A 23,924-nucleotide genomic window follows, 5' to 3' on the forward strand; every position below is an offset into this window, starting at 1 on the left:
CGCCACGCCCCTGACGGGGCAGGGCAGGGACAAGCCGCGATCCGCCAGTCCCTGCTTCGGCCCGCGATAGTGCTTCAACCGGATCGAACATGCGCCACCTTCTCTTTCTTGTCGTCCTGCTGCTGGCCTGGCCGCTCAACAATGCCCACGCGCAGCAGGATGACCTGCGCCGTGTGCTCGAACAGGGCAGCGAGCTGCGTCATCAGCAGCAGGACCAGCAGCGCCTGCGCCAGGCCGAGCACGAGCGACCGACCATCACCCTCGACGGCCAGCAGTACCGCGTGGAGCGCACTGTCGACGACCTCGGCCAGGCGCTCTATCTCGCGCTGCAGCACCAGCAATGGCAGGCCGCGGCCGCCTTCCTTGCCGAGTACATCGAACTGCCTGGCCACGATCCGCTGCTGCGCCACTACGCGCAGGGTGCGCTGGCGCGCGTGGGTGGCCAGCACGGCAAGGCCGCGGCCGAATACGAGGCCGTGCTCGCCGCGCAGCCGGACTTCCTGCCGGCGCGGCTGGAACTGGCGCGTGTGTATGCCGAAGACCAGCGCGACCGCGATGCCATCGCCCTGTTCGAGGCGATCGCAGCCGGCATCGATGGCGGCGACCCTGCAACGGCGGGCGTGCGTACGCGGGTGGACGGCTACCTGCAGGCCCTGCATGCACGCCAGCGCTGGAGGGGGGGCATCGCCGCCGGCCCCGCCTGGAGCGACAACATCAACCGCAGTTCGGCCAGCCGCACCTGCCTGTTTGGTGACGGCACCACCTGCTTCATCGAACGCCGGTTGCCCGATGCACAGGCAGCGTTCGGCCTGGACTACGACGCCAGCCTGGAACGGCGCCTGCCGTTGGCCGGCCACCATGGGCTGTACCTGCGCGGGCTGGCGTTCGGCCAGGCGTGGCGTGGGTACAGCGACTACAACGAGCTCAATGCCAGCGTGCAGGCCGGCTACAGCTGGCGCAGCGCACGGCATACCTTGCTGCTGGCGCCCAGCTACGATTACCAGGGACTCGGCAACCACGCGCTGCAGGGCGGTGCCGGCATGCATGGCGAATGGCAGTTCGCCGCAGATCCGCGCAGCCTGCTGAAGCTGGAAGCCGACTGGAAACGCCAGCGCTATCGACAGCAGGGCGTGGCCAGCAACTACGACGGTGAACTGGCGGCGATCTATGCCACCTGGTTCCGCGCGCTCAACCCGCGCTGGACGGTGTTTGCCGGGGTCGACCTGAGTGACAGCAGCGCCGCCGATCCCGCCAATGGCTACCGGCAGCGCGGCCTGCGCCTGGGCGCAGCGCGCCAGTGGAGCGGCACCACGGCCACGGTGTTCGTGTCGCTGCGTGAGCGTGACTACGATGCCTGGAGCCCGTTGCTGGAGGCGCGTCGGCAGGACAGCGAGCAGAACCTGATCGCCATCGTGCGCAGCGAGCGCCTGGCCGTGGCTGGGCTGGTCCCCAGCCTGAGCCTGCGTTACGCACGCATCGACAGCAATGTGGACTGGCTGTACAGCCACGACCGCAGCCTGCTGAGCCTGAAATGGGAACGGGCGTTCTGAGCCGTCGGGCGCGGGGCAAAGGGGTGGGGCAAAGGGGTGGGGCAGTCCATTAATCCCCAATTTGGCCAAATTGGGTATAGTGGCCACATATCCTTCCGCTGGAGCCGTGCCATGACCCTCCCGCTCGACCTGCCCGGCCTCGACAAGGCCCCGGCATCCTCGGTCAAGACCCGTGGCTGGCCCAGCCTGATGCGTACCGTGCGCGAGAAGCAGGCGCTGGTCATCACCAACCACAATCACCCCGAGGCGGTGATCGTGGACATCAAGACCTACCAGGAGCTGTTGGCCAGGGCCAGCGGCAGCGACAGCGAGGAGCGCAGCGACGTGCTCTCGCGCCTGCGCAGCGAGTTCGACCAGGCGCTGGCCGGGCTGCAGCAGGGTGAGGGGCTGGGCAAGGTGATGGGCAAGCCGATCCGCCGCGGCCACAAGGTCGCGCTCGGCCGTCCGCTCTGAATCATGGGGCGGATCCTGGCGTTGGCCGGCGTCAATGGCGCCGGCAAGAGTTCGCTGCTCGGCACCTGGCTGGAGGCCGACGGCCTGGGCTGGTACAACCCGGACAGCTTCACCCGGCGCCTGGTGGAGGCGGGCTGGCCGTTGGCCGACGCCAACGCCGAAGCGTGGCAGGAGGGCGCACGACGACTGCGCCAGGCGATCGCCGACGGCAGTGACTTCGCCTTTGAAACCACCCTGGGCGGCAACACCATTCCGCGCCTGTTGCGCGAGGCCTGCAGCCAGCATGACGTGGCGATCTGGTTCTGCGGGTTGGCCACCGTCGAACTGCATGTTGCTCGCGTGGCGGCCCGCGTTGCTGGCGGTGGCCACGACATCCCGCAGGACAAGATCCGCGCACGCTTCGATTCCGCACGCGAGAACCTGTTGGCATTGATGCCGCACCTGGCCGAACTGCATGTGTATGACAACAGCGCGCCGGCCGATCGCTATGGGCGTGTTGCCCCCTTGCCGGTGCTGGCGCTGGATCGCCAGGGGCTGCAGTATCCGGTGTCGGTGGTGGAGCTGCTGCACACCCCGGACTGGGCCAAGCCCATCGTCATGCGCGCGATGGAACTGCATGCCGACAGTACGCCGCTTGCCGGCCCGCCTGTGCGATGATCCGAGCCCGCAGATTCATTGATCGAGGAACACGGATGTACGAGCGGAAGCACTGGCAGGCCACTGGCCTGCGCGCGCTGGTGGCGGCCATGGCATTGACGGTGGCGGCACCGCTGCTGGCCCAGGATGCAACGCCGGCCGATGCCAAGGTCGAGGCGCCGAACGAGCCGATGAGCTACGACAAGGCACGCCGCACCGCCGAGGCATCGCTGCGCCTGCACCCGGGCACCGACAGCCAGTACGACTACCGCCCGCTGTGGGCCGGCAATGCCGACCTCGATGGCGACGGCCGCCCGGAGATCATCTATCTCTATACCGCGACCCAGACCGGCAGCGCGATGCAGCTCAACGAGCTGGTGGTGATGACCCCGCTGGCCGAAGGCGATGCACGGGGCCAGGCCACGTCACCCGGCAAATCCGCCTATGACGACGAAACCTACGCGTTGATCCGCGCCTCGGGCTACGCCGATGACGCCAGCGTGCATATCCCCGGCGAAATGGAAACGATCACCATGGACGGTGACCGTATCCGCGTGACCTTCAACAGCACCCGCAGTTCGAAGCTGTGCGTGCGAGGCAAGGTGGCCTGCCCGCCGGAAGGTCAGCATGCCTGGGTGTACCGCTGGACCCCGGGCAAGCTGACCCGCGCCGACTAGCCCTGCGCTGACGGCAGCGCCAGGCAACGCCTGGCGCCACCGCAGCCACTCAGGCCGGGGTCACCTGTTCCGGTTCGGCCACGTCCGGCAACGGCGGCAGGGCGCGGTCCACCGTGACCGGTGCATCGCTCTTCAACAGCGCGGCCGCCTCCTTGTCGCAGCCCACGGCCGGCGGCGAACCGCGCAGCGGCAGGCCGGCGGTCTCCTTCACGAAGATCATCGTGATCAGGCCGATCACCGCCGCGCCCATCAGGTAGTAGGCCGGTACCAGCGGATCGCCCGTGCGTTCCACCAGCCAGGCGGTCACCAGCGGCGTGGTGCCACCAAACAGCGACACCGACACGTTGAACGCAATGGACAGCGCGCTGTAGCGCACCGGCGTATAGAACAGCGCCGGCAGCGTGGACGGCATCGAACTGGTGAAGCACACCAGCGCCAGGCCCAGCAGCATCAGGCCAAGGAAGATCAGCCCGTCGTTGCCGCTGCCCACCAGCAGCAGGCTCGGTACCGCCAGCACCAGCAGCGCGATGCAGGCGCCGATGATCATCGGCCGCCGGCCCAGCTTGTCGCTGAAAAGGCCGCCGACGATGTTCAACGGCATCATCACCAGCATCACGATGATGATCAGCAGCAGGCCCTTGCTCTCCGCATATCCCATGGTCACGCTCAGGTAGCTGGGCATGTAGGTCAGCAGCATGTAGTCGGTCACGTTGAACACCAGCACCAGGCCCATGCAGACGATCAGCTGGCGGCCGTGCACGCGGAACAGGTCGACCAGGCCGGGGCGCTCATGGTCGCGCTTCTCGGCCTCTTCGGCGAACGCGCGGAACGCTGGCGTTTCCTCCAGCCGCATGCGCATGTACAGGCCCAGCAGGCCGAGTGGGCCGGCCACCAGGAACGGAATGCGCCAGCCCCAGTCCAGCATCTGCTCGCTGCTCAACAGCATGTGCAGCGCAGTCACCGTACCGGCACCGGCGATGTAGCCGCCCAGCGTGCCGAACTCCAGCCAACTGCCCATCAGGCCGCGATTGCGGTCGGTGGAGTACTCGGCAATGAACGTTGCCGCGCCGCCGTACTCGCCGCCGGTGGAAAAGCCCTGCACCACGCGGGCGAGCAGCAACAGCACCGGCGCCCAGATGCCGATGCGTTCATAGGAGGGAATCAGGCCGATGGCGAACGTACCCAATGCCATCATGATCATGGTGAAGGCCAGTACCTTCTGGCGCCCGTAGCGGTCGCCCAGGGGCCCGAAGACCATGCCGCCCAGCGGGCGTACCAGGAAGGCCACCGTGAACGTGGCGAACGCGGCAATCACCTGCGCGGTGGGATTGCTGGACGGGAAGAACACCTGGCCGATGGTGACGGCAAGATAGCCATAGACACCGAAGTCGAACCATTCCATCGCATTGCCCAGTGCAGCGGCGCCGACGGCGCGCTTGAGCATGGGTTTGTCGACAACGGTGATCTCGTCGACCTTCAGATGGCGGCGGCGTTTGAACCAGCCAAAATGGGCATGGGCATCGGAGTTGTCCTGCATGGGGACTCCCTTGGAAGAATGGAAATGGCGTTGGAATGGGCGGTACGAATGTCCCGGAATTCGGAAACGGCGATGCTGGCGCAGCAGGCGCAGGGGCATCGGATGGAAGACCCGGAAGGGGGCGAAAGGTGTGTGCGATGAAACGCCGTGCACGCAACACGCATTGCCCGCTGCCAGAACGCAGAGCGAGATGCAGGACGAACGGATGGGGCCGATTACGTGTCAGTGCACGCGCGGGTGGGGCAGGCGCAGGGAACAGGCGGGGCAGGGCCCGCAGGCGTCATCCGCCGGGATCCAGCGCGAGGCGATGGAAAGGCGAGGGAGAGGCAATGATGGAAAGCGAAGCGCCGGTCGGCAGTGCTTCCCGCAGGCCAGCAACAGGTGCTGACGTGCAGTGGGTCGTGTCGATCATGCGTTCATGATAACGGTTACAGTGTGAGCGTGCCGAGAATCGCGTCAGTACGAATGCAGCGTTCCAAGTTGCCTGTTCATGCACATGACCCACGCACATCGAATGAACATGTTGTGCTCGCTTCGCTCACGCCACGGCTTTTACGGTGGTCACGAACCAACGCAAGGAGTAACGCATGACCCGTCGCATTCCCGAAGGCACCCTGGTTATCGTCGCCGATGGTGGCTCGGCGCGCGTGTTCACCAACGTCGGCAACGAGCACAAGCTCACCCTGAAACAGGAAGGCGAGCTGCGCCTGCAGGACATCAGCGAACAGGGTGTGTCCGGTCAGGGGCCATCCGGTGCGGTGCCCAAGGACATGTCGATCTCGCAGCTCAACGAGGCGACCTTCGCCAAGCAGGTGGCCGAGCAGCTCAATGAAGACGCGCTCAACAACCGTTATGCGCATCTGGTGCTGATTGCCGATCCCACCACGTTGGGCCGCATCCGTCCGTTGCTGCATAAGGAGACGCAGGCGCGCTTGCTGGCCGACATCGCCAAGGATCTCACCAACGCGCCGCTGGAAGACATCCAGCGCACGCTGCAGGCGTAACCGGCATGCCCTTCATGCGTGACCATGTGGCAGCCGAGCCGGCCCGCGCGGAGGTGGATGCGCAGGCCGGTTGGCTGTTGCTGGAATTCGGTGCACCGTGGTGCGGCCATTGCCAGGCTGCACAACCGGCACTGCAGGCTTTCGTCGAGGCACATGATCTGCCGCACTGGAAGATCGAAGACGGCAAGGGCAAGCCGCTGGGCCGCTCGTTCCAGGTGAAGCTGTGGCCCACCGTGATCCTGTTGCGTGATGGCACGGAAGTGGCGCGCGTGGTGCGGCCTGTGGATGCGGCAGATCTTGCAACGCTGCAGAGCGCGCTGCCGGATTGAGTGGCCTCTTCAGTGGCCTTCATGGAGCCGAGCCACGCTCGGCTCATTTCCCTGGCGGTGTCCGCTTCAATGCAGCGTCACCCGCACATGCTGCTCGCGCAGTTCATGGAGCAATCGCCGGCCATGCTGGCTCAACGCCATCATCGCAACAGTGATCTTCTGCAGGCTGTAGCCCGGGCGCAGATGCGCCTGCGGGTCGGCCGGTTCGTTCTCGCCGATCATCATCGCCATGCCCTCGGCGGTGTTCAGAGCGTGCTCGATGCGGAAGAACAGGGATTCCATTTCCGGGGTCAGGATGGGCGGTTCATGCGACATGCGATGGCTCCTTGAGGGGACGTGGCCACCGCAAGGGTGGCGGGCGGTGCGGGGTTGGAACTTCGGCTGAGCTACGAGAAAAGCCGGAGGGCCATGCGGCCGCCGCGCACCGCCCGCCGCAGTCACGGCAAGCAGCTCTCGTAGCTCATTCCGGGGTTCCACACCCGGCAGCGGTGTTCGCGCTGCGCGGATATCCTGCACACGCATTGGCGGTCTGTTCCACCCGGCATTGCATCTGAAAGTCTCCAATTACGGGCTGATTTTTTCTCGGTAGTGCCCATTCCGACAACCGCTTGCGCGTTCGCATCGAAATGGGCCCGCCAGGCTTGGCAGCATCCCTTCAATTCCAGTGTCGATCCATCCAATCGGTTGCAGATGCATGCGTTGAAGGCGGCATCCGCACTGCAGCATGCGACACCGTCACCCCGGTGCTAGGATCTGACCACCATCTGAATCGATCCAAATGCCGATGCCCACGCTGGACCGTCGTCTCCTGATCGCTGTCGCCGCCACGGCGATGTTCGCCTCCGGCCTGGCTGCGGCCGCTCCGGCCAAGACCGCCGCCGACAAGGCCTATGCCTCGGTCGATCCCTTCATTGGCACCGGCGGTGAGGGGCATACCTACCCCGGCGCGACGGTGCCGTTCGGCATGGTCCAGCTCAGCCCGGACACGCGCATCCAGCCGCGCGAGAAGGCCTACGGCTGGGCGGCGGGCTACCGTTACGACGACAGCAGCATCGTCGGTTTCTCGCACACGCACTTTTCCGGCACCGGTCATTCCGATTTGGGCGACATCCTGCTGATGCCGTTCACCGGCAACCCTGGACTGGAGCGCGGCGACCCCGAAAAGCCACGCAGCGGTTACGCCTCGCGTTTCCGCCACGATGACGAGAAGGCCGAACCGGGCTATTACGCTGTCACCCTGGACGACTACAAGGTGCGCGCCGAGCTGACCACCAGCGCCCGCGTGGGCGTGCATCGCTATGCGTTCCCGAAGGGCAGCGAAGCCAAGGTGCTGCTGGACATGCGTACCAGCATGTATGACTACCCGGGCAAGATCCTGTGGTCGCGGGTACGCGTGCGTGGCGATGGCACCATCACCGGCTTCCGCGAGACGCGTGGCTGGGCCGCCGGCCGCCAGCTGTATTTCGCGATGCGCTTCTCGCGGCCGCTGGCCAGCCACGCGCTGCACAACACCGAACAGGACATCGTCTACAAGGGCTTTGCGCCCCCGGGCGAGAAGGACCCGGCGCAGCGCGCGCAGATGGAGGGGCGGCAGCTGGTGGGCACCTTCGACTTCGGCAAGCTGGATGCACCGCTGGTGGTGAAGGTGGCCATTTCGCCGGTCAGCGAGGCGGGCGCCATCGCCAACCTCGATGCGGAAGTGGCCGACTTCGATTTCGACCGTGTGCGCGCGCAGGCGAAGCAGGAGTGGACGCAGGCGTTGTCGGTGCTGGATATCGACGCACCGGAACACGCGCGTCGCAGCGCGTACACCGCGCTGTACCACACGCTGCTGGGGCCGACGCTGTTCATGGATGCCGACGGCCAGTACCGCGGCGCGGACAACGCCGTGCACCAGGCCAAGGGCTACACGAACTATTCGACGTTCTCGCTGTGGGATACCTACCGGGCGCTGCATCCGCTGCTGACCCTGGTGCAGCCGGAGAAGCGCAACAGCGATTTCGTCAATTCCATGCTGGCCCATCACGAGCACAGCCCTTACGGCATGCTGCCGGTGTGGTCGTTCCATGGCCTGGAAGACTGGTGCATGATCGGCTACCACGCGGTGCCGGTGATCGCCGATGCCTACGTGAAAGGCATTCGTGGCTTCGATGCGGACAAGGCCCTGAAGGCGATGGTGCAGACCGCCAACTACGGCCCCTACGATGGCATCGCCCAGTACCGTGAGCTGGGCTACGTGCCTATCGACGAGGAGGGCGAAGCAGCCAGCAAGACGCTGGAATACGCGTTCGATGACTGGACCATCGCGCGCATGGCGCAGGCGATGGGCAAGACCGATGTGGCCGCAACCTTCGACAAGCGCGCGGGCAACTGGCGCAACGCCTTCGACAAGGACACCGGCTTCATGCGTGCGCGCAAGCGCGATGGCAGCTTCCGTACGCCGTTCGACCCCAGCGCCAGTGGCTACGGCACCGACTACACCGAAGGCAATGCCTGGCAGTACTCATGGTACGTGCCGCAGGATGTGGCCGGCCTTGCCGCAGCGCATGGTGGCAGTGACAGACTGCTGGCGCGCCTGGATGAAGTGTTCAACGCGAAGGTCGATCCGGCCATCTTCGAGCACATGGAAGACATCACCGGCCTGATCGGCTGGTATGCGCATGGCAACGAGCCCAGCCACCACGTCGCCTACCTGTACTCGCATGCCGGCCAGCCGTGGCGCACGCAGGCACGCCTGAAGCAGATCATGGACACGCAGTATGCCGATCGTCCCGATGGCCTGGCCGGCAACGATGACGTGGGCCAGATGTCGGCGTGGTACGTGTTCACCGCGCTGGGTTTCTACCCGGTAGCGCCTGGCTCGGGCGAGTACATCCTCGGCCGCCCGTTCCTGCCGAAGACCGCAATGCGGCTGCCCAACGGCAAGACCTTCACCATCGTGGCCGAAGGGCTGGACGACAAGCACACCTATGTCGGCAGCGTGACCCTCAACGGCACGCCGTTGCAGCGCACCTTCCTGCGCCACGATGAGATCCTGGCCGGTGGCGAGCTGCACTTCACCATGCAGGCCGAACCGAACAAGGACTGGCCGGGGCAGGGCGCGCAGGCACCGTATTCGATGAGCCGGTAACACCCACGGTAGCGCCGGGCCATGCCCGGCGGTTGAGGGGCGGCGCCAACCAAGGTTGGCGTCTACCGGAACCGCGCACACCGCATTGAGGCGCCCTTGGTAGATGCCAACCTTGGTTGGCCTGCCGCGCGCCCACCAAGGTGGGCGACTACCGATGTGGCGTGATCTGGTAGGTGCCAACCTTGGTTGGCACGCCGCGCGCCCACCAAGGTGGGCGACTACCGATGTGGCGTGATCTGGTAGATGCCAACCTTGGTTGGCTGCCGCGCGCCCACCAAGGTGGGCGACTACCGATGTGGCATGATCTGGTAGATGCCAACCTTGGTTGGCATGCCGCGCGCCCACCAAGGTGGGCGACTACCGATGTGGCGTGATCTGGTAGATGCCAACCTTGGTTGGCACGCCGCTACACCATCCCACCATTGGCCCGCAGCACCTGGCCATTGATCCAGCCGCCATCGGCACCGGCCAGGAACGCCACCGCGCCGGCGATGTCTTCCGGCGTACCCAGCCGCTCCAACGGATTCATCTTCGCCAGCCGATCGATCAGTTCCGGCGACTTCCCGTCCAGGAACAGATCGGTGGCGGTCGGCCCGGGCGCCACTGCGTTCACGGTGATGCCGCGCCCACGCAGTTCCTTGCTGAGAATCGCGCCCATGGTCTCCACCGCGGCCTTGCTGGCGGCATACACGCAGTAGTTTTCCAGCTTGATGCCAACCACGCTGGTGGACAGGGTGACGATGCGACCACCGTCGCGCACGCGCCGCGCGGCCTCGCGCAGCACATTGAAAGCACCCTTGAGGTTGATGCCGATCACACGGTCGAACAGGGCATCATCGCTGTCGGCCAGTGCGGCCAACTGCAGCACGCCGGCACTGTTGACCACCACATCGATGCCACCGAAGCGTGCATCGATGGCGTCGAACAGCGCGTGCACGGCCTGCGGGTCGGCGACATCGGCCTGCAGGGCGATGGCGTGCCCTCCGCTGGCGGTCAATTCGGCAGCCAGTGCTTCGGCCTCATCACGGCGGCCGGCATAGTTGATCACCACGGCATGGCCGTCGGCGGCCAGCCGGCGCGAGATGGCAGCGCCGATGCCACGGGAGCCCCCGGTGACCAGGGCGACAGAGCGGGAAGCAGAGGAGGTCATGGCAGATTCCAGAAGGGCGCGCCGGCATGGCGCACGGCCATCTTCGTCTCTCCGCCGTCGCGGATAATCATGGATAATCCGGAAACATCATCCGGTCGCCCGAACAATGGACAGATTCACCGCCCTCCGTGCGTTCGTGCGGATCGTCGAGCGCCGCAGCTTCAGCCGTGCTGCCGAAGACCTGGGGCTGCCGCGGGCCACGGTGACCGACGCGATCAAAGCACTGGAGCAGCGTCTGGGTGTGCGACTGCTGCACCGGACCACGCGCGTGGTGGTGCCGACGCTGGGAGGCGAGGCCTTCTACGGCCGCTGTCTGCGCCTGATCGCGGACATGGACGATGCCGAAGCCGCGTTCCGTGACGTGCCGCCACGCGGGCCGCTGCGCATCGAGGTGCACGGTACGCTGGGGCGCCACCTGTTGTTTCCGCATCTGCCGGATTTCCTGCAGCGGTACCCGGACATCGAACTGGAGGTCAGCGAGGGCGACCGCTATGTCGACCTGCTGCGCGAGGGGGTGGACGGGGCCATCCGCGTGGGCACCCTGGCCGACAGCGATCTGGCCGCGCGGCGCCTGGCGTTGCTGCGCGAGGTCACGGTGGCGTCGCCCCCTTACGTACAGGCACACGGGCGGCCGGAAAGCATCGCGTCGCTGGCGGCGGGACACCAGATGGTCGGCTACCGTTCCAGCGCCACCGGCCAGCTCATTCCGCTGGAGTTCCAGCAGGGCGGGCAGGTTCGCCACGTGCCGCTGCCGGCACGCGTGCGGGTGTCCGGTGCCGACGCCTTCCTCGGTGCCGCGTTGGCCGGGTTGGGCATCATCCAGGCACCGCGCTACCGGATGGACCCTTACATCGCGCGCGGGCAGTTGCTGGAACTGTTGCCCGGGATGCCACCCACACCGAGCCCTGTCAGCCTGGTCTATCCGCGCAACCGTACGCCATCGCCGCGGCTGCGGGTGTTCATCGACTGGGTGGCGGCTGTGTTCGAGCACGCAGGCTGACGCCGACCTATCGGTCAACCCAGGCCGGGCAGCGGCGCGTGCGATGACACCAGCTGGCGGTCGCGCAATGCCTGCCAGAACGCGGTGGGAATCGTCGCCCCGGCCAACGCCAGGTTCTCGGCGATGCGCTCGGGACGGCTTGCACCGGGAATCGCCGCTGCCACTGCCGGGTGCGCCAGCGAGAACTGCAGCGCGGCGGCGCGCAGGTCCACCTGGTGTTCTGCCGCAACGTCGCGCAATGCCTGCACGCGGGCCAGCACCTCTGGCGTGGCGGTCTGGTATTCGTAATGCGCGCCGCCGGCAAGGATGCCGGAGTTGTACGGCCCGCCGACCACGATGCCGACGCCACGTGCAACGCTGTCCGGCATCAACCGCTGCAGGGCCTCTTCGTGGTCGAGCAGGGTGTAGCGCCCGGCAATCAGGAAGCCATCCGGGTCGGCCTGCTGCAGCGCCATCTCGCAGGGCTGCACGCGGTTGACGCCCAAGCCCCAGGCCCTGATGACACCTTCCTCGCGCAGGCGGGTGAGCGCCACGGCGGCGCCGTCCATCGCCTGCTGGAAGACGTCCTTCCAGGCATCGCCATGGAAGTCACGCGCCGGATCGTGGATCCAGACGATGTCCAGGCGATCGGTACGCAGGCGCTGCAGGCTCTCCTCGATCGCGCGCAGGGTGCCGTCAGCGCTGTAGTCGTAGACGATGCGGTTGGGCAGGCCATGCTCGAACAGGCCGCCTTTCTCACCAAGGTCACGCCGGGTGGTGTCTTCCACCTCGTCCAGCACACGGCGGCCGACCTTGCTGCTCAGTACATAGGCATCACGGTCGTGATGCTGCAGGGCCTCGCCCAGGCGCAGTTCGGCCAGGCCAGCGCCGTACAGCGGTGCGGCGTCGAAGTAGCGGATGCCCTGCTGCCAGGCTGCCTCGACGGTATCCAGCGCCTCCTGCTGGGGGATGTTGCGGTACATGTTGCCCAACGGTGCGGTGCCGAAGCCGATGGGCGAGGGAATGGAAAGTCGCATGGGAATCTCGTGGGGAAGGGACATTCAGTCGTGCGGGGGCAGTGCCTGCAGCGTGCCCTGCATGCGGTGGAAGCGGCCGTCGGTGGCGGTGAACCACGCCAGCGAATGGCCGTGCAGGAAGTCATCGACGTGCACCACGGTGGCACCGTCGGCTTCCTGCCAGGAAATGGCATGGATGCCCTCGGCAACCTGCCGCCACTCGCAGCTGGCTTCGCCGTGGGCACCGGCATATAGGTACCGGAGACGATGGCGTAGTGCACGCGATGGCCATCAGCGCTGTAGCGGGTGTCGGCGGCCAGGCCGTCATAGCTGACCCGGAATCGGCGACCGGCAAACATTGGCGGGGCGTCGCTCATCGGATCGCCACCGGGTTGATGTTGACCTGGGTGGAGCCGACGTACAGCGGCTGGCCGAGCACGAACAGGAATTCCCACGCCTTGTCGCGCACCAGCGCGCGGCTGTCGATCAGTTCCAGGTTGTAGATGCCGCGCTTGGCCAGCATGTACTGGTTCACCGGGAACTCGTCGGCGCCGTGCGGATTGGGGTAGACCTCCGAGGCCCAGGTGTCACCGCCGAAGGCGACGATGCCCTGGTCGGCCAGCCACTTCGCCGCGTCCATGCCGATGCCCGGCTCGACCTCCAGGAACTGCGTGTTGTCCTTGCCGATCAGCTCCAGCCAGCCGGTGTTGAACAGCACCACATCGCCCTTGCGCAGGGTCAGGTGCTGCTGCTTCAGCACGGCCTGGATGTCGGCGACGCTGAACTCGGTGCCGCCGGGCACGATGGCCTTGCCGTAGTACGCGGTCATGTCCAGCACCACGCCGCGTGTGACCAGCGGCGGCACCTTCTCCACGCCCAGCCTGCGCACGCCATCGACGCTGACGAAGTCGGCGGCCTTGTTGCCGTTGTAGTAGACGTTGTCGATGCCGATGTGGCCAATGCCGTTGAGCTGGGTGCCGACACCGGTCCAGGCGTTCACCAGTTCATCGTTGAAGGTGAATCTGTTCGGGCCCAATGACTTGCCGGCCTGTTGCCCGACCTGCACGTTGTACAGGCGGAAGCTGCGATGGCGGAAGGCGGGCAGGTTCTTGTCCACCGGTACCGCCAGCGGATACGTCTTGCCGGTCTTCACCAGCGACACCGCCTGCTTGACCACATCGGCGGTGAGCAGGTTGGCCGCGCCGATCTCATCGTTGGCGCCGTATACCGAGGGATACCAGTCCGCAGCGAGAGCGGCGGAGGGCAGCGGGAGCGAGGCCAGTGCAAGCAGGGCCAGGGAGGTGATGTTCATTGCGGGGCTCCAGTGCCGGTCACGCATGCGCCGCGAACTGCGGCAGCACGTACTCGGCGATTTCGTGGAAGGTGTCGGCCAAAGGCCGTTCGTTGCGGCGGAACTGCAGGCCGATGTGATCGACGCCGGCGGCCTGCATCGCCTGCAGTTCGGCCAGCAGCGCATTGCGGCCGCCGCGCAGGCCGAAGCGCCAACGCTGCAGTGGTGCGTCGGCCCGTTCCAGCAGATCCAGGTGGATGAAGCTGGCATAGGGTTTGTTGCCGGCCACCGCGCGCCACGCCGCCACGCGGTGGGCGTGTTCCTGGGGCGTGCCGGGGTAAGCCAGACAGCCGTCCATATGCGCGCCGATCCAGGCCGGCTGCTGCTGCGCCAGGCCGGCCACCAGCAGCGGCAGCGCCCGACCATCGGCAGGCAGTACTTCCAACCCCTGCGGCAGCCGTGCAGCGGTGCCTTCGCGCAGCAGCCCGATCTGCTCGCGGAAGCGCGTGCCACGGGTGTCGAAGTCGCGGCCGAACAGCGGGTACTCCACCGGCCGGTCGCCGCTGGCAACGCCCAGCAGCAGGCGATCGCCACTGAGCTGCTGTACGCTGCGTGCCGACTTCAACGTCAGCAGAGGTTCGCGGATCGGCAGCACCACCGCGCCGGTCCCCAGCAGGATCTCTTCGGTGATGCCGGCCAGGTAGCCGAGATAGGTGAACACTTCGAACACCTGCGCGGCATCGCCGAATGCCGGGTCGTACACCGGCACGTCGCGCACCCACAGCGCACGGAAGCCGAGGCGGTCGGCCAGCCTGGCAAGGTCGGCGTGCTGCTGCAGGTCCGGTTCGCCCGGCAGGCGGCGCGCAATGCGTCGTGCCTGTTCGCCCAGCGGCGTCCAGTCGTTGTCCAGCGGCGCTTCAATGCCAATGCTGAAGCCGCCCGCCTGCAGTCGTGTCAACGCAGTAGCCATCAGCGCGTGCTCCTCAGTCCCAGGCAGGCGCCAGGCCCGGCGGGTCGACTTCGCGGCCGTTGCGTTCAAGTGCGGCGATCGCAGCCATGTCTTCGGCATCCAGCTGCAGCTCGCGGGCAAGCAGGTTGCTGGCCAGGTTTTCGCGCTTGGTCGAGGAAGGAATGACGGCGTAACCCAGCTGCAGCGCCCAGGCCAGTGCGACCTGGGCCACCGTGGCCTGGTGCTTGTCAGCGATGGCGGCCAGCACCGGGTCCTTCAGTACCTTGCCGTAGGCCAGGGTCATGTAGGAGGTCACCGCGATGCCCTGTTCCTGCAGGAAAGCGGTCAATGCCGGGTTCTGCAGATAGGGGCTGAGCTCGATCTGGTTGGTGGCGATCTGGCCCTGGCCAACTACGGCGATGGCCTGGCGGGTCAGTTCGATGTTGAAGTTGGATACGCCGATCTGCCGGGTCAGGCCCAGCGTCTTTGCTTCGGCCAGTGCGGTCATGTACTCGCGCAGCGCGACCGCGCTGCCCGGTGCCGGCCAGTGGATCAGCAGCAGGTCGACATGGTCGGTGCGCAGCTTGGCCAGGCTCTCGCGCAGGCTCGGCAGCAGTCTGTCGGCGGCATGGTTGTCGACCCAGATCTTGGTGGTGATGAACAGTTCGTCGCGCGGTACACCGGATTCGGCGATTGCCTGGCCGACCTCGGCTTCATTGCCGTAGATCTGCGCGGTGTCGATGGCGCGATAGCCGAGCTCGAGGGCGTTGCGCACTGAATCGATGACGGTCTGGCCGGTCAGGCGGAACGTGCCGACGCCAAAGGAAGGAAGGCTCATGGGAACTCCAGCTGGGTAGGGAGCGGTGTGCTCCGATGGGGGCCAGTCTGGCCGCTTTACATTTGCAGATTAAGCCGTGTATACGGGAAATGCTTTTGCGCCGAGGTAAAGAATGAAAACCACCCTGGATGAGCTGAAGGCGTTTGTCGCCGTGGTCGACAGCGGCTCGATCACAGCCGCCGCCGAGGTGCTGGGACTGACCATCTCGGCCACCAGCCGTACCCTGGCGCGCTTGGAGGACAAGCTGCAGACCACGCTGCTGCGGCGGACGACGCGGCGGCTGGAGCTGACCGAAGAGGGCGCGGCGTTCCTGGAATACGCGCGCACGATCCTGGCCACGGTGGACGAAGCCGAGGAACAGATGGCGGCGCGCCGGCAGCAACCGGTAGGGCGGTTGCGGGTGGATGCGGCCACGCCGTTCATGCTGCACGTGATCGTGCCGCTGCTGGCCGGCTTCCGCGAGCGCTATCCGCAGGTGCAGTTGGAGCTGAACTCCAACGAGGGCATCACCGACCTGATCGAGAAGCGCACCGACGTGGCGTTCCGCATCGGCGTGCTGCGCGATTCCACCCTGCATGCGCGGCCGATCGGCCACAGCCGCATCCGCGTGGTCGCCAGCCCGGAGTACCTGCGGCAGTACGGTACGCCCACCCGCATCGCGCAGCTGCGCGCGCACACGCTGCTGGGTTTCACCCACCCGGGTTCACTCAACGAGTGGCCGCTGCCCGACGCCGATGGCGGTCCATTGGTGATTCAGCCGGCCATTGCATCTTCCAGCGGAGAAACGCTGCGGCAGATGGCGGTGAACGGGCTGGGCATCGCCTGCCTGTCCGATTTCCTGACCCGCCAGGACCGGCGCGAGGGGCGCCTGGTACAGCTGTTCGCCAAGCAGACCCAGGAGGTCCGCCAGCCGATCAACGCGGTGTACTACCGCAACACCGCGCTGGCCGCGCGCATCACCTGTTTCGTCGACCACGTGACGCAGACGCTGGGTCAACGCCCGTTCGACGAATAGCGTCCTGGCGGCCGGTGCCTTGCGCGGCCCAGATGCTGGGCGTGCAACCGGCCACGCGCTGGAAGGCCGCCGCGAACTTGCTGGGATTGGCGTAGCCGCAGGCCAGCGCGACCTCGGTGACGCGCTGCCCCTTGGACAGTGCGTACTGCGCCCAGTGCATCCGGCGCTGGGTCAGGTAGGCATACGGTGGCATGCCGGTAGCGGCGCGCAGGGCGCGGCTGAACGTGGTCGGTTCCATGCCGAGTACGTCTGCCAGCGCTGCGACATCCAGCGACTGGGAACGGTGTTCATCGATGAAGTCCTGCAGCTGGCGCAGTTGCCGCGATGACAGCGGTGCAGCCATCCGCGGCCGGGCGGGCGGTTGGCCGGCAAGCTGCGCCAACCGCCGCACCACGACTTCTGCGCCGTACTGCAGGAAGCCGGGCACGCTGGCGTCAGCCTGCGCGCTGGACCACAGCGCGTGCAGTACGGCAGCGATGACCGGGTCGCGATGCAGCCGCAGGGAAAGGGCATGGATGTCCGGGAAGCCGCCAGGCGCATCACGCCACTGCGCGGTATCGATGGCCATTCCCAGCAGCTCCACGGCTGGGCTGGCGTAGTGTCCACGATCGCCGGGCAGTACCACGTTGAACTGGCCCGGATGCCAAGGCGCCTGCAGTACCCCGGCAGTGGTGCGTTGATACAGGCTGCCGCCACCGGCCAGCGCCAGGCCCAGCCGCAGCTGGTGCGGGTTGCCCATGGGGCCTTCGCTGGCCTGGAAGCCATGGCGCAGCAGAACGATCGCGCCGTCCTCGCTGGTCACGGTGCCACCACTGGGCAGGGCGGCTTCCCGGTGCAACTGGTCGGCGAGGGCGGGCATGGCAGGTCCAGGAATGGAGCAGCGCTGACTGCAATGGAGTGGCGGCGAGCGCGTAATGTTACAGGATAACAGTTTGCGCCAGCTGGCCCGCCAAGCGCGTTTCCGTTCCTCATGAGGTCTACCTTGAAATCCCCCGTTTCCTCCGTTGCCCTTGTCGCAGCGTCGTTGCTGGTTCCTGTTGTTCCTGCCCACGCGCAGTCCGCCGATGCCACCACCCTTGATGGGGTGGTGGTCACCGGCTCCAAGCGCGACACGCCCTACCTGAAGAGTGACCTGTCGGTGACCGTGCTTGATCGGCAGGCACTGAAGGAAGCCGGTGTCACCGAGTTCCGCGACCTGGACAAGCTGGCGCCCAACGTGAAGTTCAACGTGATGGGCCAGCTGAGCAACATGTTCATTTCCATCCGTGGCATCGAATCCAATCCCTTCCTGGTCAACCGCGCGTCGGTGTACATCGATGGCATTCCGTTCCGTGAGCTGAGCAACGCAGTACTCAACCAGGTGGAATCGGTTGAGGTGCTGCGGGGGCCGCAGGGAACCCTGTACGGCGCCAACAGCGAATCCGGGCTGGTGCTGGTGCGCACGCGCGGCCCGGCCGATACCCGCGAGGGTGAGGTGAACGTGCGCAGCACCTGGTTCGGCAACGGCAACGGTACGGCCGTGGATGGTTTCCTGGCTGGCCCGCTGGGCAAGGACGGCACGCTGTCGGGCTCGGTGGCGTTCATGGGCTCCGATGAGGATGCCTACTTGAAGAACCTGACCCCGTACGGCGCGCGCGGCGAAGTGAAAGAGGGCTACCTGCAGGGCAAGCTGCGCTGGCGTCCCAGCGATTACGTGACCGTCAACGCCTTGGCCTATCACCTGCGCACGCGCGCACCGGGCATGTTCGAGTACGAGTACCTGCCGCTGGATACCGGCCTGTACAACCGCACCTATGGCGACCGCCTCAATGGTGGCCGCCATGCAGGTGACTTCACCTACATCAACGATGCGCCAAAGCGCACCGAAAAGGACGAGACCGTCGCAGGCCTGAGCTCGCAATGGCAACTGCAGGCCGGCACCCTGGATGTGGCCACGTCGTACCGCAGCGAGGAAGCGAGCTCAGCCGGCTACGACTTCGACATGACCGCCAGCTCCGCGCTGGCCGGGTACATATATGACAAGAAGAATGCCTGGAATGCCGAGGCGCGCTTCAGCTCGCCCAGCGACCAGGCGTTGACCTGGATGGCCGGTGTATCGACGTACCGCATCGACAAGGATTCGATCCAGGGCACCTTCGTCGGCCCGGCGCTGCGGGGCCTGGACAGTTACAACCTGGCGCCGCGGCAGACCTCCAAGGGTGAGGACTACAGTGTTTTCGCGACCGCCAGCTACACGCTGCCGGCATTGCCGAAATTGACCGCCAGCCTCGGCATTCGCCACGAACAGGCCCGGCGTTCCACCGAGCAGCGTGCCGGATTCCTCGACCTGGGCGCGGGAGGCCTGGTGCGCTACCGCGACGCAGCCCTGGCGCATACGTTCTCGGCCACGTTGCCCCGCGTCTCGCTGCGCTATGACGCCAGCGATGATCTGTCGTTCTATGCGGCCTCGGCCAAGGGCTACATCCCCGGCGGCTTCAACCTGGCCGCCGCGCAGAGCGATGTGATCAACGACAAGGTGCTGCGTTACGAATCCGAACGCATGTGGAGCCATGAGGTGGGTTTCAAGATGAACCTGGCTGGCGGTCGTGGCCATATCGGTGGTGCCCTGTTCTACATCAGCTCGGACAACTGGCAGGAAATCCAGGTGGCCACCGATGCCAACGGCCGGCCGATCTCGTCCGACTACGTGGGCTCGGATGCCTCGATACGGTCGCGCGGTGCAGAACTGGAAGGTGTGTTTGAAGTCGCGCCGGGGTTTACGGTGATGGCCAACGTCGGCTATGTCGATGCGACGTACACCAAGCTCTGGGTAAGCCCGCAGGAGAACCTCCACGGCAAGCGGGTCAAGCTGACGCCGCACTACACCGGCTACCTGGCAGCGCGGTATCAGTTCGACTCCGGCATCTACGCCCGGGTGGAATCGCAGTTCACCGGCTCCAGCGCGCTGGACGAGCGCAACCGCGCGTTCCAGCCGGCCGTGGCTGTGCTCGGCGTGCAACTGGGCTATGAGCGCGGGCCGTGGAGCACGCGCGTGTTCGTGCAGAACCTGACCGACAAGCGCCGCATCAATGGCCTGATCTTCGACAACCTGGCCTTCGGCCGCGACGGCAACTACTACGGGCCGGTGGACAGCCCGCGCATTGTCGGCGCCGAGGTCGGCTACCGGTTCTGAGCGGGCATCAGCCGGCGGGCCGCAGGGCCCGCCGGTTGCGCAGATGTGCAGTGGCCAGCATCACCCCACCACAGGCGGTGGCAGCGCCGTGCCAGAGCAGCGATTCCTTCAACGGCAGGTACAGCGAGGCGGACAGCAACAGGATCGCGCCTGCCAGGGCCACGCACAGCGGCAGGGCGCGTCGATGGCGGCGCTGGCCGGCGGCGGTGCTGAGCAGGGCGATCGACGAGGCCAGCAGCGCGAACAGCCATTCCCAGCGCGACATCACCAGCAGTGCGGTCATCGCGCCATGGCCAGGGTGCTGGAACGAGCGCAGCGCCATCATCGCCGCTGGCGTGAAGGCCAGCAGCAGGGGCAGGGCCACGCAATGCGCGGCACAGGCCAGCGACAGCCATGCGCCTGCCAGATCGAAACGGGGATGCCAGCGTGCCCAAGCTGGCGGTTGGGTGCGGGCCCTTGCGGGCGAGATCGGGATGTGGTCCATAATGTTACATAGTAACAATACGGAGCCGCCCGATGAAACGTTCTGCCGCCCTTCTGCTGCTGCTTGCTGCCCATTCTGCGAACGCCCACGACGTGCGCCATCACGGTGCTCATGTCCATGGCCAGGCCGATGTCGATCTGGCCGTGGACCAGGGAACGCTGGAACTGGCACTGCGTGCGCCCGGCATCGGCATCCTCGATTTCGAGCGACCCCCGGCCGACAGCCGCGAACAGGCCGCATTGGCGCGGGCGCGATCGATCCTGCAGAGCGGCAGCTGGGTCACGCTGCCGACCGCTGCGCAGTGCCGGTTGGACCATGCCGAGGCGACGGCGGAGGGCTTTGCGCCAATGGCTGTGGCAGCACAGCCAGGCCAGCACACGCACGCTGGATTCACCGCCGCACTGCGCTACCACTGCGCCAACCCGGCAGCACTGCGCGGGCTGGCATTGCCGCTGCCTACGCTGTTTCCGGGGCTGCACGAGGTGATCGTCAACACCGCAACATCGACCGGGCAAGGCCGCAGCGTGGTTACTGCTGACAGCCTGCGGGTGCCGCTGGCGCCATGAACGACGATGTCATCATCGACCTGCAGGGCGTGCAGTTCGGCTACTCAGGCCGTGCAGTGCTGGACATCGCACAGCTGCAGGTGCGCGCAGGCAGCAGCGTGCTGCTGCGCGGGACCAGCGGCTCGGGCAAGAGCACGCTGCTGGGCCTGCTGGCGAGCATTCTGCTGCCGGCCAGCGGCAGCATCCGGGTTGCCGGCCATCGGGTGAACACGCTCGGTGCCGCCGCGCGCGATCGTTTCCGTGCCGACCAGCTGGGCGTGATCTTCCAGCAGTTCAACCTGCTGCCGTTCCTGAGCGTGCGCAACAACATCGCCCTGGGCGTGCGCTTTTCGCCATTGCGCAACGCGCGCATTGAAGGTGGGCTGGACGCGGAAATCGCGCGTCTGCTGCGTGCGCTGCAGCTCGATCCGGCACTGATGCCGCGCGCGGCAGGCACGCTCAGCGTCGGCCAGCAACAGCGCGTTGCCGCTGCCCGTGCCCTGATCGGTCGCCCGGCGGTACTGCTGGCCGACGAACCGACCTCGGCGCTGGATCCCGAAGCGGCCACGGCGTTCGTGCAGCTGATGTCCGCGCAGTGCCGCGCCGCTGGCACCACCGCGCTGGTGGTCAGCCACGATGACCGCCTGCAGCCGTTGTTTGACCAGGTGTTGTCGCTGGGTGATCTGAACCGGGCAGGGGGTGCACATGTTTGAGTTGGCCTGGGCCAGCCTGCGCAGCCGCGCCTTGAGCGTGAGCCTGACCGTGCTGGTCATCACCCTGAGCGTGGTCCTGCTGCTGGGCGTGGAGCGCATCCGCACGCAGGCCCACGAAGGCTTTGCCAGCACCGTCTCGGGTACGGACCTGATCGTGGGCGCACGCTCGGGGCCGGTGAACCTGCTGCTGTACTCGGTCTTCCACATCGGCGACCCGACCAACAACGTGTCCTGGCAGTCCTACCAGGAACTGTCCACGCTGCCGCAGGTGAAATGGGCGGTGCCGCTGTCGCTGGGCGATTCCTGGCGTGGCTATCGGGTGATCGGCACCACCGCCCGCTATTTCGAACATTACCGGCATGGCGCAGGGCATGCGCTGGCATTCGCGCAGGGCCAGCCGTTCGACGACCTGTATGACGCGGTGGTCGGCGCTGAAGTCGCGCAGGCCGCGCACATCGGCCTGGGCTCTGAGATCGTGCTGGCCCATGGTACCGGTGCGGTAACGCTGGCCACGCATGCCGACAAGCCGTTCCGCGTGGTCGGCATCCTGCAACGTACCGGCACGCCGGTGGATTCGTCCGTGCTGGTGTCATTGCCGGCGATCGAAGCGATCCATGTCGATTGGCGCTCCGGCGTGCAGTTGCGCAGCCAGCATGTCAGCGCAGAACAGGCACGGCAGCTTGACCTGACCCCGACCAGCATCACCGCCTTCATGCTCGGGCTGAACTCGCGCATCGCCACCTTCGGCGTGCAGCGCAGCATCAACGAGTATCCAGACGAAGCACTGCAGGCGATCCTGCCCGGCGTGACGTTGCAACAGCTGTGGCAGTCGCTGGGCACTGCCGAGCGCGCGCTGCAGCTGATCAGTGCGATGGTGGTGCTGCTGGGCATGGTGTCACTGATGGCGCTGCTGGTATCGACGCTGCAGGAACGCCGCCGTGAGATGGCGGTGCTACGCGCCACCGGTGCGCGCCCGGCCTATGTGGCCTGCCTGCTGGTCGTTGAGGCCGTGGCCACTGCAGCAATGGCCTGCGCGTTGGCGCTGGCGGTGCTGACCTGTGCCAGCGCGGCCGGGCGCAGCTGGGCGCTGGCCAATTTCGGTCTGTCGATCACTCACGTCTGGCCGGACGCGCGCGAACTGGCCTGGGTGGGCGGCGTGCTGCTGATCAGCGCGGTTGCCGGCCTGCTGCCTGCGCTGCTGGCCTACCGGCGCACCCTGGCCGATGGCCTGGCGCCTGCGTCGTGAGCGCGGGCGTGCGCTGGTTGCTGCTGGTTGCGGCAATGCTGTTGGTTGCCTGCACGCGGCCGACCGATACCGGTGTGCAGGCACTGCCGCCGTCGCCGGTACAGAGCAATGCTGGCACGCAAAGCGAGCAGGAACTGGACTGGCTGCAGATGCTGCCCAGCGATGAACTGGCAGCACTCGAGCGCGGTGAGGGGCCGGAGGTGCAGCACAACGGCAACCGGCGCATGGCCCAGTTCGGCACGTTCCGTACGGTGGACGCGGTACTGGATCGCGCAGTGCGGTTGCCGGGCTACGTGGTGCCTTTGGCCAACGCGGCAGATGGCCGACTGGTCGAATTCCTGTTCGTGCCGTACTACGGCGCGTGCATCCACGTGCCGCCGCCGCCACCGAACCAGATCGTGCATGTGCTGCTGCCGCGGCCGATCGCCATGCCCGACATGTACTCGCCGTTCTTCCTGGCCGGCGTGCTGCGCGCCGAGCGGGTGGACGATGATCTTGCCGGCTCCGCCTACAGCATGGCCGACGCCGAACTGAGGCCTTATGAACCGTAGCGCGAAGCTGCTTGGTGGTGTGCTTGCCGCTGTACTGCTGGCCAGTTGTGGCCGGCCCGCCGTGGACGCCCCACCGCCACAGGCCAGCAATGGCGCTGCGTCGCCGGTGGCGGCGTCTGCAGTGATCGATCGCTGGGACGCGCTGATGCCCGAAGAGGACAGCTTCCAGCGTCCACCGCCGCAGATCGGGCTGTCGCGTGGCAATGGCATGGACGGGGTGGGGGGCTTGATCGACGATACGGGTTCGGGCTCGCTGCCTGGGCAGGCCATCGATCACTCCAGCCCGCTACGTGCGCAGCAGTTCGGCTCGTCGGCGGTGGTCGATGGCGTGGACGGACGTGCGCTGGACCTGGATGGCTATGTGGTGCCGCTGGCGATGAACGACGCCGGGCAGGTGGACGAACTGCTGTTCGTGCCGTTCTATGGCGCGTGCATCCACGTACCGCCGCCACCACCGAACCAGATCATCCATGTCACCCTGGCCAGCCCCATCACGATGGGCGCGCTGTGGGATCCCTACCGGCTGTCAGGGCGCCTGCAGGTGAAGCACTTCGAGGCGGATATCGCCAGCGCGTCCTATGACGCTGCCGCAGCGACGCTTTCCGCGATCAACCGATGACGAGCACCCGATGACGAGGCTCCGCGCACGCACCGTCGCG

25 protein-coding genes are annotated in these 23,924 nt (G+C 66.6%); 15 read left to right on the forward strand and 10 right to left on the reverse strand.

Annotated elements, in window-relative coordinates:
- The first annotated feature begins 89 nt into the window (after positions 1-89).
- The 4 genes from ABIA73_RS01155 (at position 90) to ABIA73_RS01170 (ending at position 3,316) form a co-directional block, all read left to right on the forward strand.
- Positions 90-1,550, forward strand: a complete 1,461-nt coding sequence (locus ABIA73_RS01155; RefSeq protein ID WP_354275273.1) for a surface lipoprotein assembly modifier — start codon at positions 90-92, stop codon at positions 1,548-1,550.
- A gap of 111 nt (positions 1,551-1,661) precedes the next feature.
- Positions 1,662-2,003: a type II toxin-antitoxin system prevent-host-death family antitoxin gene (locus tag ABIA73_RS01160; protein ID WP_025874396.1), complete on the forward strand. Its 342-nt coding sequence runs from the start codon at positions 1,662-1,664 to the stop codon at positions 2,001-2,003.
- 3 nt (positions 2,004-2,006) lie between these two features.
- The gene (locus ABIA73_RS01165) at positions 2,007-2,660 is read left to right on the forward strand and encodes an ATPase (protein WP_025874397.1); all 654 of its coding nucleotides are present in this window, start codon (positions 2,007-2,009) and stop codon (positions 2,658-2,660) included.
- Positions 2,661-2,695: 35 nt separating this feature from the next.
- Positions 2,696-3,316, forward strand: a complete 621-nt coding sequence (locus tag ABIA73_RS01170) for a hypothetical protein (RefSeq protein ID WP_080148650.1) — start codon at positions 2,696-2,698, stop codon at positions 3,314-3,316.
- A 49-nt stretch (positions 3,317-3,365) separates the two neighbouring features.
- Here ABIA73_RS01170 and proP read toward each other — a convergent pair whose 3' ends face one another.
- A complete protein-coding gene (gene proP, locus ABIA73_RS01175) occupies positions 3,366-4,853 on the reverse strand; it encodes a glycine betaine/L-proline transporter ProP (RefSeq protein WP_025874399.1) in 1,488 nt (495 codons plus the stop codon).
- Positions 4,854-5,440: 587 nt separating this feature from the next.
- Between proP and ABIA73_RS01180 the strand changes: the two genes are divergently transcribed.
- Both ABIA73_RS01180 and ABIA73_RS01185 read left to right on the forward strand, forming a co-directional pair.
- Positions 5,441-5,857, forward strand: a complete 417-nt coding sequence (locus ABIA73_RS01180) for a baeRF12 domain-containing protein (RefSeq protein ID WP_025874400.1) — start codon at positions 5,441-5,443, stop codon at positions 5,855-5,857.
- Between the two features lie 5 nt (positions 5,858-5,862).
- Positions 5,863-6,186 (forward strand): thioredoxin family protein, encoded by a 324-nt coding sequence (locus ABIA73_RS01185; protein ID WP_025874401.1) that lies wholly within the window; start codon positions 5,863-5,865, stop codon positions 6,184-6,186.
- 66 nt (positions 6,187-6,252) lie between these two features.
- Here ABIA73_RS01185 and ABIA73_RS01190 read toward each other — a convergent pair whose 3' ends face one another.
- On the reverse strand, positions 6,253-6,501 hold the full coding sequence (locus ABIA73_RS01190; RefSeq protein ID WP_025874402.1) for a hypothetical protein: 249 nt from the start codon (positions 6,499-6,501) through the stop codon (positions 6,253-6,255).
- A 463-nt stretch (positions 6,502-6,964) separates the two neighbouring features.
- Here ABIA73_RS01190 and ABIA73_RS01195 point away from each other — a divergent pair, with 463 nt between their 5' ends.
- The gene (locus ABIA73_RS01195; protein WP_354275274.1) at positions 6,965-9,316 is read left to right on the forward strand and encodes a GH92 family glycosyl hydrolase; all 2,352 of its coding nucleotides are present in this window, start codon (positions 6,965-6,967) and stop codon (positions 9,314-9,316) included.
- A gap of 406 nt (positions 9,317-9,722) precedes the next feature.
- Here the strand turns inward: ABIA73_RS01195 and ABIA73_RS01200 are convergent, their stop codons facing one another.
- On the reverse strand, positions 9,723-10,466 hold the full coding sequence (locus ABIA73_RS01200; RefSeq protein WP_354275275.1) for an SDR family oxidoreductase: 744 nt from the start codon (positions 10,464-10,466) through the stop codon (positions 9,723-9,725).
- A 106-nt stretch (positions 10,467-10,572) separates the two neighbouring features.
- Between ABIA73_RS01200 and ABIA73_RS01205 the strand changes: the two genes are divergently transcribed.
- Positions 10,573-11,466, forward strand: a complete 894-nt coding sequence (locus ABIA73_RS01205) for a LysR family transcriptional regulator (protein ID WP_354275276.1) — start codon at positions 10,573-10,575, stop codon at positions 11,464-11,466.
- Between the two features lie 14 nt (positions 11,467-11,480).
- On the opposite strand, the gene ABIA73_RS01210 is transcribed toward ABIA73_RS01205, so the two are convergent.
- The 5 genes from ABIA73_RS01210 to dkgB form a co-directional block, all read right to left on the reverse strand.
- Complete coding sequence (locus ABIA73_RS01210) at positions 11,481-12,482, reverse strand: aldo/keto reductase (protein WP_354275277.1); 1,002 nt, start codon at positions 12,480-12,482, stop codon at positions 11,481-11,483.
- A 24-nt stretch (positions 12,483-12,506) separates the two neighbouring features.
- Positions 12,507-12,659 (reverse strand): MoaF-related domain-containing protein, encoded by a 153-nt coding sequence (locus tag ABIA73_RS21505; protein WP_502960541.1) that lies wholly within the window; start codon positions 12,657-12,659, stop codon positions 12,507-12,509.
- 175 nt (positions 12,660-12,834) lie between these two features.
- Entirely contained in the window at positions 12,835-13,773 is a 939-nt protein-coding gene (locus ABIA73_RS01215; protein WP_032974597.1) for a cyclase family protein, read from the reverse strand.
- 19 nt (positions 13,774-13,792) lie between these two features.
- Positions 13,793-14,722 (reverse strand): TIGR03571 family LLM class oxidoreductase, encoded by a 930-nt coding sequence (locus ABIA73_RS01220; RefSeq protein ID WP_025874409.1) that lies wholly within the window; start codon positions 14,720-14,722, stop codon positions 13,793-13,795.
- Between the two features lie 13 nt (positions 14,723-14,735).
- Positions 14,736-15,539, reverse strand: coding sequence for a 2,5-didehydrogluconate reductase DkgB (gene dkgB, locus ABIA73_RS01225; protein WP_154880535.1), 804 nt, complete (start codon positions 15,537-15,539; stop codon positions 14,736-14,738).
- Between the two features lie 112 nt (positions 15,540-15,651).
- On the opposite strand from dkgB, the gene ABIA73_RS01230 reads away from it, so the two are divergent.
- Positions 15,652-16,554: a LysR substrate-binding domain-containing protein gene (locus tag ABIA73_RS01230; RefSeq protein WP_180831073.1), complete on the forward strand. Its 903-nt coding sequence runs from the start codon at positions 15,652-15,654 to the stop codon at positions 16,552-16,554.
- Here the strand turns inward: ABIA73_RS01230 and ABIA73_RS01235 are convergent.
- Positions 16,496-17,413, reverse strand: a complete 918-nt coding sequence (locus tag ABIA73_RS01235) for a helix-turn-helix transcriptional regulator (protein WP_354275278.1) — start codon at positions 17,411-17,413, stop codon at positions 16,496-16,498. The genes ABIA73_RS01230 and ABIA73_RS01235 overlap by 59 nt on opposite strands.
- Before the next feature lie 123 nt (positions 17,414-17,536).
- On the opposite strand from ABIA73_RS01235, the gene ABIA73_RS01240 reads away from it, so the two are divergent.
- A complete protein-coding gene (locus tag ABIA73_RS01240; RefSeq protein WP_354275279.1) occupies positions 17,537-19,726 on the forward strand; it encodes a TonB-dependent receptor in 2,190 nt (729 codons plus the stop codon).
- Positions 19,727-19,733: 7 nt separating this feature from the next.
- Here ABIA73_RS01240 and ABIA73_RS01245 read toward each other — a convergent pair whose 3' ends face one another.
- Complete coding sequence (locus tag ABIA73_RS01245; protein ID WP_354275280.1) at positions 19,734-20,210, reverse strand: MerC domain-containing protein; 477 nt, start codon at positions 20,208-20,210, stop codon at positions 19,734-19,736.
- A 32-nt stretch (positions 20,211-20,242) separates the two neighbouring features.
- Here ABIA73_RS01245 and ABIA73_RS01250 point away from each other — a divergent pair, with 32 nt between their 5' ends.
- Genes ABIA73_RS01250 through ABIA73_RS01270 form a run of 5 tightly spaced genes read left to right on the forward strand, consistent with a single transcriptional unit; the run spans position 20,243 to position 23,884 of the window.
- A complete protein-coding gene (locus ABIA73_RS01250) occupies positions 20,243-20,776 on the forward strand; it encodes a ZrgA family zinc uptake protein (protein WP_354275281.1) in 534 nt (177 codons plus the stop codon).
- On the forward strand, positions 20,773-21,468 hold the full coding sequence (locus ABIA73_RS01255; RefSeq protein ID WP_354275282.1) for an ATP-binding cassette domain-containing protein: 696 nt from the start codon (positions 20,773-20,775) through the stop codon (positions 21,466-21,468). The genes ABIA73_RS01250 and ABIA73_RS01255 overlap by 4 nt, the downstream gene beginning before the upstream one ends.
- Positions 21,461-22,714, forward strand: coding sequence for an ABC transporter permease (locus ABIA73_RS01260; protein WP_354275283.1), 1,254 nt, complete (start codon positions 21,461-21,463; stop codon positions 22,712-22,714). Before ABIA73_RS01255 ends, ABIA73_RS01260 begins: the two co-directional genes overlap by 8 nt.
- A gap of 8 nt (positions 22,715-22,722) precedes the next feature.
- Positions 22,723-23,265, forward strand: coding sequence for a DUF3299 domain-containing protein (locus ABIA73_RS01265; RefSeq protein WP_279207117.1), 543 nt, complete (start codon positions 22,723-22,725; stop codon positions 23,263-23,265).
- Complete coding sequence (locus ABIA73_RS01270) at positions 23,255-23,884, forward strand: DUF3299 domain-containing protein (protein ID WP_354275284.1); 630 nt, start codon at positions 23,255-23,257, stop codon at positions 23,882-23,884. The genes ABIA73_RS01265 and ABIA73_RS01270 overlap by 11 nt, the downstream gene beginning before the upstream one ends.
- The last annotated feature ends 40 nt before the right edge of the window (positions 23,885-23,924 follow it).

This window comes from Stenotrophomonas sp. 2694, from assembly GCF_040548715.1.
Classification (GTDB): Bacteria; Pseudomonadota; Gammaproteobacteria; order Xanthomonadales; family Xanthomonadaceae; genus Stenotrophomonas; species Stenotrophomonas indicatrix.

Coding starts and splice junctions, on each gene's coding strand:
- ABIA73_RS01155 (WP_354275273.1), top strand. CDS start 90: ATGCGCCACCTTCTCTTTCTTGTCGTCCTGCTGCTGGCCTGGCCGCTC.
- ABIA73_RS01160 (WP_025874396.1), top strand. CDS start 1,662: ATGACCCTCCCGCTCGACCTGCCCGGCCTCGACAAGGCCCCGGCATCC.
- ABIA73_RS01165 (WP_025874397.1), top strand. CDS start 2,007: ATGGGGCGGATCCTGGCGTTGGCCGGCGTCAATGGCGCCGGCAAGAGT.
- ABIA73_RS01170 (WP_080148650.1), top strand. CDS start 2,696: ATGTACGAGCGGAAGCACTGGCAGGCCACTGGCCTGCGCGCGCTGGTG.
- proP (WP_025874399.1), bottom strand. CDS start 4,853: ATGCAGGACAACTCCGATGCCCATGCCCATTTTGGCTGGTTCAAACGC.
- ABIA73_RS01180 (WP_025874400.1), top strand. CDS start 5,441: ATGACCCGTCGCATTCCCGAAGGCACCCTGGTTATCGTCGCCGATGGT.
- ABIA73_RS01185 (WP_025874401.1), top strand. CDS start 5,863: ATGCCCTTCATGCGTGACCATGTGGCAGCCGAGCCGGCCCGCGCGGAG.
- ABIA73_RS01190 (WP_025874402.1), bottom strand. CDS start 6,501: ATGTCGCATGAACCGCCCATCCTGACCCCGGAAATGGAATCCCTGTTC.
- ABIA73_RS01195 (WP_354275274.1), top strand. CDS start 6,965: ATGCCGATGCCCACGCTGGACCGTCGTCTCCTGATCGCTGTCGCCGCC.
- ABIA73_RS01200 (WP_354275275.1), bottom strand. CDS start 10,466: ATGACCTCCTCTGCTTCCCGCTCTGTCGCCCTGGTCACCGGGGGCTCC.
- ABIA73_RS01205 (WP_354275276.1), top strand. CDS start 10,573: ATGGACAGATTCACCGCCCTCCGTGCGTTCGTGCGGATCGTCGAGCGC.
- ABIA73_RS01210 (WP_354275277.1), bottom strand. CDS start 12,482: ATGCGACTTTCCATTCCCTCGCCCATCGGCTTCGGCACCGCACCGTTG.
- ABIA73_RS01215 (WP_032974597.1), bottom strand. CDS start 13,773: ATGAACATCACCTCCCTGGCCCTGCTTGCACTGGCCTCGCTCCCGCTG.
- ABIA73_RS01220 (WP_025874409.1), bottom strand. CDS start 14,722: ATGGCTACTGCGTTGACACGACTGCAGGCGGGCGGCTTCAGCATTGGC.
- dkgB (WP_154880535.1), bottom strand. CDS start 15,539: ATGAGCCTTCCTTCCTTTGGCGTCGGCACGTTCCGCCTGACCGGCCAG.
- ABIA73_RS01230 (WP_180831073.1), top strand. CDS start 15,652: ATGAAAACCACCCTGGATGAGCTGAAGGCGTTTGTCGCCGTGGTCGAC.
- ABIA73_RS01235 (WP_354275278.1), bottom strand. CDS start 17,413: ATGCCCGCCCTCGCCGACCAGTTGCACCGGGAAGCCGCCCTGCCCAGT.
- ABIA73_RS01245 (WP_354275280.1), bottom strand. CDS start 20,210: ATGGACCACATCCCGATCTCGCCCGCAAGGGCCCGCACCCAACCGCCA.
- ABIA73_RS01250 (WP_354275281.1), top strand. CDS start 20,243: ATGAAACGTTCTGCCGCCCTTCTGCTGCTGCTTGCTGCCCATTCTGCG.
- ABIA73_RS01255 (WP_354275282.1), top strand. CDS start 20,773: ATGAACGACGATGTCATCATCGACCTGCAGGGCGTGCAGTTCGGCTAC.
- ABIA73_RS01260 (WP_354275283.1), top strand. CDS start 21,461: ATGTTTGAGTTGGCCTGGGCCAGCCTGCGCAGCCGCGCCTTGAGCGTG.
- ABIA73_RS01270 (WP_354275284.1), top strand. CDS start 23,255: ATGAACCGTAGCGCGAAGCTGCTTGGTGGTGTGCTTGCCGCTGTACTG.